Annotated in this window: 10 protein-coding genes; 5 read left to right on the top strand and 5 right to left on the bottom strand. The window is 71.7% G+C overall.

Translation table 11 applies throughout. The features are described from left to right. Nucleotides 1–63: 63 nt before the first annotated feature. A complete protein-coding gene (locus J8M51_RS36995) occupies nucleotides 64–1,494 on the top strand; it encodes a DUF2637 domain-containing protein (RefSeq protein ID WP_086760622.1) in 1,431 nt (476 codons plus the stop codon). 89 nt (nucleotides 1,495–1,583) lie between these two features. Here J8M51_RS36995 and lysS read toward each other — a convergent pair whose 3' ends face one another. After that, nucleotides 1,584–3,326, bottom strand: coding sequence for a lysine--tRNA ligase (lysS, locus tag J8M51_RS36990; protein WP_086760624.1), 1,743 nt, complete (start codon nucleotides 3,324–3,326; stop codon nucleotides 1,584–1,586). Nucleotides 3,327–3,718: 392 nt separating this feature from the next. On the opposite strand from lysS, the gene argS reads away from it, so the two are divergent. Further along, nucleotides 3,719–5,503 carry an arginine--tRNA ligase gene (gene argS / locus J8M51_RS36985; protein ID WP_086757029.1) on the top strand — a complete coding sequence of 595 codons (1,785 nt, stop codon included), beginning with the start codon at nucleotides 3,719–3,721 and terminating at the stop codon, nucleotides 5,501–5,503. Nucleotides 5,504–5,588: 85 nt separating this feature from the next. Next, nucleotides 5,589–6,398 (top strand): DUF4253 domain-containing protein, encoded by an 810-nt coding sequence (locus J8M51_RS36980; protein WP_267299816.1) that lies wholly within the window; start codon nucleotides 5,589–5,591, stop codon nucleotides 6,396–6,398. A 37-nt stretch (nucleotides 6,399–6,435) separates the two neighbouring features. Here J8M51_RS36980 and J8M51_RS36975 read toward each other — a convergent pair whose 3' ends face one another. After that, nucleotides 6,436–7,716: an aminotransferase-like domain-containing protein gene (locus J8M51_RS36975; RefSeq protein WP_267299815.1), complete on the bottom strand. Its 1,281-nt coding sequence runs from the start codon at nucleotides 7,714–7,716 to the stop codon at nucleotides 6,436–6,438. 130 nt (nucleotides 7,717–7,846) lie between these two features. On the opposite strand from J8M51_RS36975, the gene J8M51_RS36970 reads away from it, so the two are divergent. Next, the gene (locus tag J8M51_RS36970; protein ID WP_086763859.1) at nucleotides 7,847–8,776 is read left to right on the top strand and encodes a phosphotransferase family protein; all 930 of its coding nucleotides are present in this window, start codon (nucleotides 7,847–7,849) and stop codon (nucleotides 8,774–8,776) included. A gap of 66 nt (nucleotides 8,777–8,842) precedes the next feature. Here J8M51_RS36970 and J8M51_RS36965 read toward each other — a convergent pair whose 3' ends face one another. Both J8M51_RS36965 and J8M51_RS36960 read right to left on the bottom strand, forming a co-directional pair. Further along, nucleotides 8,843–9,745: an SAM-dependent methyltransferase gene (locus tag J8M51_RS36965; RefSeq protein ID WP_086759940.1), complete on the bottom strand. Its 903-nt coding sequence runs from the start codon at nucleotides 9,743–9,745 to the stop codon at nucleotides 8,843–8,845. Nucleotides 9,746–9,837: 92 nt separating this feature from the next. Next, on the bottom strand, nucleotides 9,838–11,268 hold the full coding sequence (locus tag J8M51_RS36960; protein ID WP_086759942.1) for a helix-turn-helix domain-containing protein: 1,431 nt from the start codon (nucleotides 11,266–11,268) through the stop codon (nucleotides 9,838–9,840). 228 nt (nucleotides 11,269–11,496) lie between these two features. Here J8M51_RS36960 and J8M51_RS36955 point away from each other — a divergent pair, with 228 nt between their 5' ends. Continuing rightward, nucleotides 11,497–12,267, top strand: coding sequence for a DUF4232 domain-containing protein (locus J8M51_RS36955; RefSeq protein WP_086759939.1), 771 nt, complete (start codon nucleotides 11,497–11,499; stop codon nucleotides 12,265–12,267). Nucleotides 12,268–12,340: 73 nt separating this feature from the next. Here the strand turns inward: J8M51_RS36955 and hemB are convergent, their stop codons facing one another. Next, nucleotides 12,341–13,333, bottom strand: a complete 993-nt coding sequence (hemB, locus tag J8M51_RS36950) for a porphobilinogen synthase (RefSeq protein WP_086759937.1) — start codon at nucleotides 13,331–13,333, stop codon at nucleotides 12,341–12,343. Nucleotides 13,334–13,464 lie beyond the last annotated feature (131 nt).

Genomic DNA, 13,464 nt, shown 5'->3' with positions numbered 1-13,464 from the left:
TTGCGCGCAACAACACGCAAGGGGAGGGGAGTACGGGTGGCCGCGCCAATGCAGCTGACTCGAATGCACCGCGTTCTCATCGGCGTGGTCGTGTTCGGCGCCGTCATCATCGCCGGGATCGGCTTCGCGGGTTCCTACGCGGCGGTACGGGAGCTCGCCGTCCAGAAGGGCTTCGGGAACTTCTCCTACGTCTTCCCGATCGGCATCGACGCGGGCATCTGCGTCCTGCTGGCCCTGGACCTCCTCCTGACCTGGATCCGTATCCCCTTCCCGCTGCTCCGCCAGACGGCGTGGCTGCTGACGGCGGCGACGATCGCGTTCAACGGCGCGGCGGCCTGGCCGGACCCGCTCGGCGTGGGCATGCACTCGGTGATCCCGATCCTGTTCGTCGTCTCGGTCGAGGCGGCCCGGCACGCGGTCGGCCGGATCGCCGACATCACCGCCGACAAGCACATGGAGGGCGTCCGCCTCACCCGCTGGCTGCTCTCCCCCCTGCCCACGTTCCTCCTCTGGCGCCGGATGAAGCTCTGGGAGCTGCGCTCCTACGAGCAGGTCATCAAGCTGGAGCAGGAACGTCTCGTCTACCAGGCCCGCCTCCGCTCCCGCTTCGGCCGCGCCTGGCGCCGCAAGGCCCCCGTCGAATCCCTGATGCCGCTGCGCCTGGCCCGCTACGGCGTCCCCCTCGCGGAGACGGCCCCGGCGGGCCTGGCCGCGGCGGGCATCGAACCGGCGGTACTGCCGCCGGTGGCACAGGTCGAGGCCGACGTCTCCCCGGCCGCGGGCGACCGTGCCGCCGGGGCGGCGCCCGTCCCGCAGCGAGCGGCACCTCCCGGCGAGCAGCGCCCCCAGCTGGAGAGCACCCCCACCCGGCAGCAGCCGGAGCACACCGGGCAGCATCGGGAGCAGACCCCGCAGGGCGAAGTCCCCACCCCGGAGGAAAGCCCCTGGCTGCACGCCCGCCACCCCATGGAGGTCCCCTACCAGGGCGGCTACGACCCGTCGTACGAGCCTGAGGAACAGTACGGCGAGTGGTACGAGGACCAGGACCCGGAGCAGTACACGGCGGACCAGCGATACGCGGCGGACCAGCGGTACGAGGCGGAGCAGCAGTACCGCCGCTTCGAGCCGGACCCCCGCGACCCGCGCTACCGGCAGCAGCAGTTCGAGGCCCCCGACTTCCAGGCGCAGGGACCGGACCTCCAGCCGCGGGAACCCTCCCCGGAGGAGACCGGCAGCTTCCCCATCCCGGCCGGCCCGGGCCGCACCCGTGAACTCGGCGACGGCGGCGGCGCCCCGGAGCCGACGGAGGAGGACTACTACCAGGTCTTCCGGGAGAACACCAAGGGCGGCAACGGCGCCCCCACCCCCCGCGCGCTCATCGCCGACATAGAGGCGACGTACGGCGTCGCCCTCGAAGAGGCCGAGGCCAAGCGCATGGTGAACCGCTTCTCCAACCGCCTCAACGCGGAACTGACGGACGAGCACATCGCCTAGGTCTCACCCAGGTCATGTCGTCGCACCCGCGCATGAGGAGGGGGCGCCCGGTGGAAACCGGGCGCCCCCTCCTCATGAACTCCGCCGGACTACTCCCCGAGCAGGGCCCGCACCCGCTCCTGCCCCACCGCGAGCAGCAGCGTGGGCAGCCGCGGCCCGGTGTCCCGCCCGACGAGCAGGTGGTAGAGCAGCGCGAAGAACGACCGCTGGGCCGTCTTGATCTCCGCCGGCAGCTCCTTGGGCGTGGCGTCCGCCGAGAAGCCGGCCTGCACCTTGGGCACGCCGTAGACGAGATGCGTCAGCCCGTCCAGCGACCAGTGCTCGGCGAGGCCGTCGAGCAGCAGCCGCAGCGACTGCAGGGACGCCTCGTCGAGGGACTTCAGCAGCTCGGCGTCGGCCTCCTCGCGCACGACGGTCCGCTGGTCGGCGGGGACCTGCGTGTTGATCCAGGCCTCGGCCTTGTCGAGCCGCGGCCGTACCTCGTCGAGGCCGGACAGCGGGTCGGTGGGGTCGAGTTCGCTGAGGATGCGCAGCGTCTGGGCCTCGGCGCCCGCGGTGATGTCGGCGACGGACGCGAGGGTCCGGTACGGCATCGGGCGGGCCGTGCGCGGCAGCTCACCGGCGGCCGTGCGCACCGCGCGGGAGTGCGCGGCGACATCGGCGGGCAGCGCTGAGCCATCCGTGACCTTGGCGTCGAGCTTGTCCCACTCGTCGTAGAGCCGCTGGATCTCCTGGTCGAAGGCGATCTTGAAGGACTGGTTGGGCCGGCGGCGGGCGTAGAGCCAGCGCAGCAGCTGCGGCTCCATGATCTTCAGCGCGTCGCCGGGCGTCGGCACACCGCCCTTGGACGACGACATCTTGGCCATGCCGGAGATGCCGACGAAGGCGTACATCGGCCCGATGGGCTGCCTGCCGCCGAAGATCCCGACGATCTGCCCGCCGACCTGGAACGACGAGCCCGGCGAGGAGTGGTCGACCCCGCTCGGCTCGAAGACGACGCCCTCGTACGCCCACCGCATCGGCCAGTCGACCTTCCAGACGAGCTTGCCGCGGTTGAACTCGTTCAGCGCGACGGTCTCGGAGAAGCCGCAGGCGGTGCAGGTGTACGTCAGCTCGGTGGTGTCGTCGTCGTAGGCGGTGACGGTGGTGAGGTCCTTGCCGCAGCCCCCGCAGTAGGGCTTGTACGGGAAGTACCCGGCGGTGCCGGAGCTGCCGTCGTCCTCCCCGGCGGCGCCGGAGCCCTCGGCGGCCTCCAGCTCGGCCTCGTCCACCGGCTTCTGCGACTGCTTCTTCGCCGGTCCCTTCTTGGTGCGGTACCGGTCGAGGATCGCGTCGATGTCACCCCGGTGCTTCATCGCGTGCAGGATCTGCTCGCGGTACACGCCGGTGGTGTACTGCTCGGTCTGGCTGATCCCGTCGAACTCCACGCCCATCTCGGCGAGCGCGTCGACCATCGCCGCCTTGAAGTGCTCGGACCAGTTGGGGTGGGCGGAGCCGGCGGGGGCGGGGACCGAGGTCAGCGGCTTGCCGATGTGCTCGGCCCAGGTGCCGTCGACGCCGTCGATGTCGTTCGGGACCTTGCGGAAGCGGTCGTAGTCGTCCCAGGAGATCAGGTGCCGGACCTCGTGGCCGCGGCGGCGGATCTCGTCGGCGACCAGGTGCGGGGTCATGACCTCGCGGAGGTTGCCGAGGTGGATCGGGCCGGACGGGGAGAGGCCGGACGCGACGACGACCGGTTTGCCCGGGGCCCGACGCTCCGACTCCTCGATGACCTCATCCGCGAAACGGGAGACCCAGTCGGTGGTCTCGGTGCTCTGAGCCACGATCGGCACGTCCTCTTTTTCCTGAAGTTTCCATGGCCGTCGGTTACGGTCCCGGCGGCCGGGCCATTCTCCCAGCCTTTCACTCCGCGGGTCGAACCGGGCGCCTAATAACTCGGGGAGCGGGTCTGTGTGGCGGGTGCGGGTCCGGTGGGGGTTGGTCGCGCAGTTCCCCGCGCCCCTGAAAAGCAGGGGCTGCGCCCGCTGCTTTTCAGGCCCGCAGGGGCCTGGTCTTCTAAGGGGCGCGGGGAACTGCGCGAGAAGCCCCACCGGACCCCGCACCCACCCACGAACCCCGCCCCCCACCCCGGAAGCCACCCCCACTCGCCGCAAGAAAACCCCTTTACCCCCCGTGGGATACTGAACGACATCCATCCGTACCCCGAGGAGAACGGCTCCCCCTGATGGCCCCGGTCACGTCCCTCACCGCCTCCGTCGAGTCGCGCCTCACCGCCGCCCTCGCCTCCGCCCTCCCGGAAGCCGACGGAGTCGACCCGCTGCTGCGACGCAGCGACCGGGCGGACTACCAGGCGAACGGGATCCTCGCCCTCGCGAAGAAGGCGAAGGCGAACCCGAGGGAGCTGGCCACCCAGGTCGTCGCCCGGGTGGAGTCCGGCGAGCTGATCAAGGAGATCGAGGTCTCCGGCCCCGGCTTCCTGAACATCACGCTCACCGACCGGGCGATCACCGAGAACCTCGCGGCGCGCTACACGGACACGGACGCCCGTCTCGGCGTCCCCACGGCGGAGCACCCCGGCACGACGGTCATCGACTACGCCCAGCCGAACGTGGCGAAGGAGATGCACGTCGGCCACCTCCGCTCCGCCGTGATCGGTGACGCGGTCGTCCAGATCCTGGAGTTCACCGGCGAGAACGTGGTCCGCAGGCACCACATCGGCGACTGGGGCACCCAGTTCGGCATGCTCATCCAGTATCTGGACGAGCACCCGCACGAGCTGGACCACAAGGGGTCCGACGACGACCTCCAGGCCTCCGGCGAGGCCGCGATGTCGAACCTGGACCGGCTGTACAAGACGGCGAGGAAGCTCTTCGACTCCGACGAGGAGTTCAAGACGCGGGCCCGCCGCAGGGTCGTCGACCTCCAGGCGGGCGACCCGGCGACGCTGGCGGCGTGGCAGAAGTTCGTCGACGAGTCGAAGATCTACTTCTTCTCCGTCTTCGAGAAGCTCGACATGGAGATCCGGGACCCGGACATCGTCGGCGAGTCGGGTTACAACGACATGCTCGCGGAGACCTGCCGCCTCCTGGAGGAGCAGGGGGTGGCCGTCCGCTCGGAGGGCGCCCTGTGCGTGTTCTTCGACGACGTCAAGGGCCCGGACGGCAACCCGGTCCCGCTGATCGTGCAGAAGTCGGACGGCGGCTACGGCTACGCGGCCACCGACCTCTCCGCGATCCGGGACCGCGTCTTCCACCTGAAGGCGAACTCCCTCCTCTATGTCGTGGACGCCCGTCAGTCCCTGCACTTCAAGATGGTCTTCGAGACCGCGCGCCGGGCGGGCTGGCTGAACGACGAGGACGTCAAGGCGTTCCAGCTGGCCTTCGGCACGGTTCTCGGCAAGGACGGCAAGCCGTTCAAGACCCGTGAGGGCGAGACGGTCCGGCTGGTCGACCTGCTGGACGAGGCGATCGACCGCGCCACGGCGGTGGTCCGGGAGAAGGCCGAGAAGGTCGGCCTGACCGAGGACGAGATCGTCGAGAACGGCCGGTACGTCGGCATCGGCGCGGTGAAGTACGCCGACCTGTCGACCTCCGCCGTACGGGACTACAAGTTCGACCTGGACCAGATGGTCTCGCTGAACGGCGACACCTCCGTCTACCTCCAGTACGCGTACGCCCGTATCCAGTCGATCCTCCGCAAGGCGGGCGACACCGCTCCGGCCGCCCACCCCGAGCTGGAACTGGCCCCGGCCGAGCGCGCGTTGGGCCTGCACCTGGACCAGTTCGGGGAGACCGTGGCCGAGGTAGCCGAGTCGTACGAGCCGCACAAGCTGGCCGCGTACCTCTTCAAGCTGGCGACCCTGCTGACCACGTTCTACGACCAGTGCCCGGTCCTGAAGGCCGAGACCCCGGCGCAGGTGGAGAACCGCCTGTTCCTGGTCGACCTGACGGCCCGCACCCTGCACCGGGGCATGGGCCTGCTGGGCATCAGGACGCCCGAGAAGCTCTAGGCCGTGTCCGGCCCAACGACCGGCCCGTCCCGCAGGCCCCCTGCGGGACGGGCCGCTGTCAGTGCCGCCCCCTACAGTCACCTCCATGGCGACACTTCCCAACCCGCTGCCCCAGCTGGCGGCCGACCCGAGCGGGCGTGTGCTCGGGCTTGAACTCCCGCTTCCGCAGGGGCGGCTGATCGACGCGACCGACGAGGGGCCGTGGTACGAGCCGCTGCTGTGGTGCGCGGACGAACCGGCCGTGCCGGGTGCCTGGGCCGCCGTCGATCCCGCACGCCGTACGGCCGGCCTCCTCCCGGTGCTGCTGGACACGGGCGGCCGTCAGGGCGGGCCGGAGGGCTGGGAGTTGATGCCCGGCGAGATGTCCTACCCCGGTGACCACGACGCCGACGAGGTCCTCGCCGAGTTCTGGGACGGCTGCGCGACCGCCGACGACGAGGACTGGCCGGGTCTCACCGAACCGTCCGCCCCCGCCTCGGCACCGGCCCCCGATCCCGACACCCTCGCCGCCGACACCGCCGACGCCCTGGTGAAGGACCCCGCCCGGCTGGAGGCCCCCCGCCTCGCCCTGGTCCCCGCCCGCCGCAGCGCCGACATCCCGGCGGCCATCGGCTGGACCGGCCCGCTGAACCACGAGAACGACGTGGCGAGGCTCTGCGCGGTGCTGCGCTCCTGGGAGGACCGCTTCGGCATACGCGTCGTCGCCCTCACCTTCGACCAGCTCGTCCTGTCGGTCGCCGCCCCGCCCACCACCGAGACCGAGGCCGAGGCCGTCGCCGCCGAGCACTTCGCCTTCTGCCCCGACAACATCTGGCAGGGCACGGCCGACGGCACCCGCGCCGCCTACGCCCGCACGCTCATCGGGGAGCCGACCTGGTCCTTCTGGTGGGACTGAGACTCCGCCGAGAGCCGCAGCCCCAGCCCCAGGGACCTCACCCCCGCAGCCCCGCCCCCAGCCTCCGCAGCCCCTCCCGGATCTCCTCCGGCGTCTGGGTCACGAAGCACAGCCGCAGCGTCGACCGGTCCGGCTCCCCGGCGTAGAAGGGCGCACCGGGGACGTACGCCACGTCCTGCTCGACCACGCGCGGGAGCAGGGCGGTGGTGTCGTAGGAGGAGGGGAGGCGGGCCCAGAGGAACATGCCGCCTTCGGGGCGGTTCCAGGAGGAGCCCTCCGGGAGGGCAGCGGCGAGGCCGTCGAGCATGGCGTCGCGGCGCTCCCGGTAGGCGGCGGCGACCCGGGCGACGTGGGCGTCCAGGTCCCGGTCGGCCAGATAGCGCGCCGCGGCGAGCTGGTTGACGGTCGGGGTGTGCAGATCGGCCGCCTGCTTGGCGACCGCGCACGCCCGGCGCAGCCCCGTCGGCGCGCGCAGCCAGCCGAGCCGCATCCCGGGGGCCATCACCTTGGAGAAGGAACCCAGCAGCACCGTACGGTCCCCGGCCCCCGGGTACGAGGCGATCCACGGAACCCGGTCGCCCTCGAAGCGGAGTTCGCCGTACGGGTCGTCCTCGACGACCCACAGTCCGCGCCGGGCGGCGACGGAGGCGACGGCCGCCCGCCGCTCGGCGGGGAGCGTGCGCCCGGTCGGGTTCTGGAAGGTGGGCACGGTGTAGAAGAGCTTGGGCCGGTGCCGTACCACCAGTTCCTCCAGCGCCGCCGGGTCCACCCCGTCCCCGTCGCCCGGCACGGCCACCACCCGCGCGCCCGCGAACCGGAACGCCTGGAGCGCCGCCAGATAGCAGGGGTCCTCGACGAGGACGACGTCCCCCGGCTCCAGCAGCGCGGTGGCGAGCAGCGACAGCGCCTGTTGCGATCCGGTGGTGACGAGCACGTCGTCCGCGCCGGTCCCCAGCCCGCGCGCCCCGTACCGCGCCGCGAGCGCCGCCCGGAGGACCGGCTCGCCCTCGGTCGTGGCGTACTGCAGGGCGCGCCCCGCGGACTCGGCGAGCACATCGCGGTAGGCGGCCGCTATCCCCTCCGCGTCGAACAGCTCCGGAGCGGGCAATCCCCCCGCGAAGTTGACGACTTCGGGACGCGAGGTGACGGCGAGGATGTCCCGTACGGGGGAACCTCCGACGGCGGTGACCCGCTCGGCGAAACGGGGCACGGCCGCCCCGGCGCGCGCCTCCTCCGCGCGCCCCGAACCGCCCCCGTCCCCGGCTTCCCCGACAAACTGCACGTCATACGCGTCGCGCACGGCATCCACGGCACTCATCCCACGGCTCCTTCGGCACTCCCGGACGGTGCGGCCCCGCCCCGATGCCCGCACCCTAGCCAGTTACGTGCCCCTTACATCCACCATTTCCGCCATGCGGACCGTGCCCCGCACCCCCTAGGCTGCGCGCATGCTGCCCAGCGTGGACACGAACGACGAGTTGGAAGAAGTCGTCGGTGACGAGGCGCTGCTGCGACCGGCTGCCCAGGATCTCTGCGGCTCGCTCGGCCTCGCAGGCGCGCGAATCGTGCGTTTCGCCGAGGGCTCGCTGCCGGTGTACGCCGTCGGCGACGCTCTCGTCCTCAAGCTCTATCCGGGTTTCGAAGCCGCGGAAGCCGTCCGCGAAGCCCGTCTGCTGTCGATCCTGTGGGGCAAACTGCCCATCCCCACACCGCGGTTGCACGCCGCCGACCAGTACAAGAACGGCTGGCGCTATGTGCTGATGTCCCGGCTGCCCGGCGAGGACCTCAACGAGGTCTGGCCCCGGATCCCCCGGCCCGACCAGGAACGTGTCGTCGTCGAGGCCGCCGAGGGCCTCGCCGCCCTGCACGCCCTGGACGCCACTCCGGTCGTCCCGCTCACCGGCCCGCCGGACTGGGGCAGGTTCGTCGCCGCACAGCGCCTGGCGGCGGTCGAGCAGCAGCAGATGGGCGGTCTGACGGGCCCCTGGCTGGAACAGATCCCGGACTTCCTGCGCTCCGTCCCGCTGCCCGCCCCGCGCCGACCGGTCCTGCTGCACACCGAGTTCATGCGCGAGCACCTGACCGTCGACCCGGCCGACTGGCGCCTCACCGGCCTCTTCGACTTCGAACCGGCCATGGTCGGCGACCCCGCCTACGACTTCGTCAGCGTCGGCCTCTTCCTCACCCGCGCCGACCCCACCCTCCTCAAACTCTTCTACGAGGCCTACGGCCACCCCCCGTTCGCCCCGCGCGAGCTGATGGCCTACACCCTGCTCCACGTCTACAGCGACCTGAACTGGTACCTCCGCAGCCTCCCGGCCCCACCCAGCCAGAACTTCGAGTCACTGGCGGAGACATGGTTCGGGACGGGAGGGTGAAGCGCCCCGCAGGGGCGCGGGGAACCGCGCGAGAAGCCCCACCCACCCGCACCCGACCACGAACCCCTACCGCTTCCGCCCCACCGCCGCATACACATTGATGTCCGCGTCGGTCACATCGTTGATGTCCCGGTACCGCACCTTCTCGATGTCGTCCATCCCGGCCAGCACATGCGGCTCGACCGCCGGAGGCACCGGCGCACCACCCGAGAACCGCCAGTGATGCGCCGGCACCACCCCGGGCTCGTCCACCACGAGCCCGCTCTGCTCGAAGAAGCGGGCGACCTCGTCCCGGGACCGCAGCACGAAGGTGAACCCCCGCTTGGTGTAGGTCTCCTGCACCGCGCGGATCTTCGCGGGGTTGAGATCCTCGGTCAGATGGCTGAGGACCAGCCGGCTCCCGGCGGGCAGCGCCTCCACCAGTTCCCGCACCACGGGGTACGCCTCGTCGTCCTCCACGAAGTGCAGGAGCGCCACCAGGCACAGCGCGATCGGCCGGTCGAAGTCGAGCGTCTTCGCGGCCGCTTCGAGGATCTGCCCCGGCACCTTGAAGTCGGCGTCGATGTAGTCCGTGACGCCCTGGGGCCCGCTCGTGAGCAACGCGCGCGCGTGGGCGAGCACCACCGGGTCGTTGTCGACGTACACGACCCGCGAGTCGGGGACGATCCGCTGGGCGATCTGGTGGACGTTCTCGGCGGTCGGCAGCCCGGTGCCGATGTCGAGGAACTGGCGGATGCCCTCCTCCTCGGCCAGCGTGGTCACCGCGCGGCGCATGAAGTCCCGGTTGTGCCGGACGTCGAGATAGCCGCGCGGATTGGCGGCGAGCGCCGCACCGGCCGCGTCGCGGTCCACGGGGTAGTTGTCCTTGCCGCCGAGGAAGACGTCGTAGACCCGCGCCGGGTGGGCCTTGGTGGTGTCGATCCTCTTCCGCAGCTCGGCGGGGTCCTGGCTGAGCGCGTCACCGGCCATAAAGCCTCTCCCTGGAGAGTCGCATCATTGAATGAACAACAACCTAGCGTCCAGAGGCAGTTGATGGTGCCAGGACCGCCCTGCGAGGCCGGTTAGCCCTCGCCGCCGTCCCCCAGCGTGGTCCCCTCCGGCACCCATTTCGGCCCACCGAGCGGATACTCGAACGCCGGACGCCCGTTGTTGCCGCTCGTACGGAACGGCCGGCCGTCGTCGTTCACGGTCAGCGTGCCGCTGCGGTCGCCGCTGCTCCACCGCAGTTCCAGGTACCAACTGACGGAGTACGCCGAGGCGTCGGCGGTGATGTAGTACACCTCGGGGTCGGACTCGCTGACGGAGTAGGGGAAGTTCCGGCTGCCCGCCTTGGGCTTCACATCGGGGCGCGCGGCATCGAGGGCGATGGTGAAGGACCGGGTCGGGACACCGGCCCCGCAGCCGACACCCGGGTACCCCATGCCGTAGTCGTTCCAGGCGAGAGGCGCCCGCTTGCCGGCCGTCCGGACCTTGAGACTCCGTACGACCACGGTCTCCTCGCCGGTGCCCTGCAGGGTGAGCGTCAGGAACTGCTGCCCCGACGACACGGCCCCCTCCGACGCCACCCAGCCCGCCGCGTCCTGCTCCGGCGGCGGAGGCCCGACCTCGGTGGGCGGACTGTCGACCAGATACCGCTGGGAGCAGGGGCTCTCCCAGGTGTACGGCTCCACCTTCACGGTCAGCGGTGCCGGAAGGGAGGCGTCCGTACCGCCCCCGCCCGCACCGCCGGGGCCGGTCGACGTGTCCGACGCCGAGGCACCCGCCCTCGTCCCGCCCTCGTCCCCCTTGCCGCTCTCACCGGCCGGCTCGCTCACGGAAGCGGAGGGCGAGGCACCGGACGGCGACGGGGAGCCCTCGGCCGTCCCCTCCGCCCGGTCGCCGCCGGCGGACGCGGCCCCGGCCGTACGCTCCGGCCCGCTCCCCTTCCCCCCGGACGGCAGACTCACCGCCAGCGTCACCGCGCCCAGCACCGCGGCCACGGCCACCCCGGCGACCAACGCGACCCGCGTACGCCGCCGAGCGGGCACGCGCTCCCCCGCGCGCCGGGAGGCCCCGCCCCCGACCAGCGTCTCGGTTTCGCCCTCCGGCTCGGTCCCGGCGGCCGGTCCGGTCCCGGCGGCCGGTCCGGTCGCCGCCTCCGGCTCCGCCTCGCTCTCGGCGGCCGGCTCGACCCCCGCGTCCGGAGCCGGATCCTCCACCGTCACCCCGGCGGAAGCTGAAGCCGAAGCGGCCCTCGTCTCCTCGCTCCCCTTGCGCCGCCGTACCGCGTCCGCGAGCACCCACGCCCGGTGCAGCTCGACCAGTTCGTCCGGGGTCGCCCTGCAGAGCCGGGCGAGCCGCTCGACGGGGGCGTAGTCCGTCGGTACGGCGTCGCCGTTGCAGTACCGGTGAAGTGTCGACGTACTCATGTGGAGCCGCTTGGCGAGCACCCCGTAGCTCAGCCCGGAGCGCTCCTTCAACTCCCGCAGCAGCTCGGCAAAGTCAGCCCGCACGTCCCTCACGTCCCGTCCCGCGTTCCAGGGAAGCGATATTTCCCCAGGTCAAAGCCGTTGTGAGCGTTCCAGCGTCCCTGATCGCCCGCAGACCGTGGCGGCCGGGACGGATCACCCCGCAAGCTCTGGTCATCCAAGCACGCCGCTCCCGGCAGCCCGGTCGAGCGGCGCGGCTTCGACCATGTGTTCTCGGCCTCTTCAACTGCCTTTGTCCGAAAGGGACTCATCATGCGTACGTTCCGCACCGCCCGTGTCGCCCGGCCCGCCCGTCTGCTCGCCGCGACCGGAGCCGCCCTCGCCGCCTTGGCCCTCACGGCGTGCGACAACGGCATGGGCACACGGGACGAGGGCGCGTCGGGCGGCTCCTCCTCGGCCTCGCGGACCACGGGCACCTCGGGCTCGACGGGCACCTCGGGCTCCACCTCGGGCGGCGGTTCGACCACGGGCGGCGGCACCGCCACCACCGGCGGCGGCACGGCCGACAAGGCCTCCTCGCAGACCTCGCAGACCCCGCAGACGGGCGGCGGGGCCAAGGACGCCTCGGACACCTCCGACCCCTGGGACCCCGCCAACCGCGTCACCTGCGACGGCTCCAACACCACCGTCACCGCCAGGACGCCGTCCCGCCCGATCAACCACCTGCTGATCACCGTCAAGAACACCGGCTCGAAGTACTGCGACCTCTACTACAACCCCACGGTCCGCTTCGGCGAGGCGCAGTCGGCGCCCCGTGTGATCGAGGAGTCCCAGCCGCAGGCCGTGGTCACCCTGGCCCCCGGCGAGTCCGGCTACGCGGGCGTCCTGCTCTCCGCCGCCGACGGCAGCGGCGGCAAGGGCACCACGGAGAAGAAGGTCGTCATCCGCTTCCAGGGCGCCGAGCAGGGCAGCGACACCGGCTCCCCCGCGTCCCCCGCCCTCCCGGCCGCGGGCGTCCACGTCGACAACTCCGTGGCCGTCACCTACTGGCAGTCGACCGCGGCGGACGCCCTCCAGTACTGAGCCGGGGCGCACACGGCGCGAGGGCCCCGGGGCACGCACGCCCCGGGGCCCTCGGCACACCACCGGGCGGACCTCAGCGCAGCAGACGGGCCGCCTCGACGGCCCAGTACGTGAGGATGTTCTGCGCGCCCGCCCGCTTGATCCCGGTCAGCGTCTCCAGGATGGCCCGCTCCCGGTCGATCCACCCCTTCTCGGCGGCGGCCTCGACCATCGAGTACTCCCCGGAGATCTGGTACGCGGCGACCGGCACGTCCACGGCGTCCGCGACCCGCGCGAGCACGTCCAGATAGGGCCCGGCCGGCTTGACCATCACCATGTCGGCGCCCTCCTCCAGATCGAGGGCCAGCTCCCGCAGCGACTCCCGCAGATTGGCGGGGTCCTGCTGGTAGGTCTTCCGGTCCCCCTTCAGCGACGAACCGACCGCCTCCCGGAAGGGCCCGTAGAAGGCGGACGCGTACTTGGCGGTGTAGGCGAGGATGGCGACATCCTCGCGCCCGATCTGGTCGAGGGCGTCCCGTACGACCCCGATCTGGCCGTCCATCATCCCGCTGGGCCCGACGACGTGCGCACCGGCGTCGGCCTGCACCTGGGCCATCTCGGCGTACCGCTCCAGCGTCGCGTCGTTGTCGACACGCCCCTGGTCGTCGAGCACCCCGCAGTGTCCGTGATCGGTGGTCTCGTCGAGACAGAGATCGGACATCACGAGCAGCTCGTCCCCGACCTCGGCCCGCACATCCCGCAGCGCGACCTGCAGAATCCCGTCGGGATCGGTGCCCGGCGTCCCGTTCGCGTCCTTCTTCCCGTCCTCCGGCACCCCGAACAGCATGATCCCGGAGACCCCGGCCTCCACGGCCTCCGCGGCGGCCTTCTTCAGACTGTCCCGCGTGTGCTGCACGACCCCCGGCATCGCCTCGATCGGCACCGGCTCGCTCACACCCTCCCGCACGAACGCGGGCAGAATGAAGTCGGCCGGATGCAGCCGCGTCTCGGCCACCATCCGCCGCATCACAGGCGTCGTACGAAGCCGGCGGGGCCGCGTACCGGGAAACGATCCGTACTTCGACATACACCTACGCTACGCCCGAGCCGCCCCCCTCTTTGCCGACGGCCCGTCGGCCCGTGGGCGGGGAGCGTCGGGGAGGGGCACGGTGTTCGCCGAGGGACACACGCACGATTGTCCAGACACCACACGACCCT

Origin of the sequence: Streptomyces griseiscabiei (assembly GCF_020010925.1) — a bacterium.
Taxonomy (GTDB): Bacteria; Actinomycetota; Actinomycetes; order Streptomycetales; family Streptomycetaceae; genus Streptomyces; species Streptomyces griseiscabiei.
Note: the sequence above shows the minus strand (reverse complement) of the source record. Positions and strands in the feature narration are given on the sequence as shown.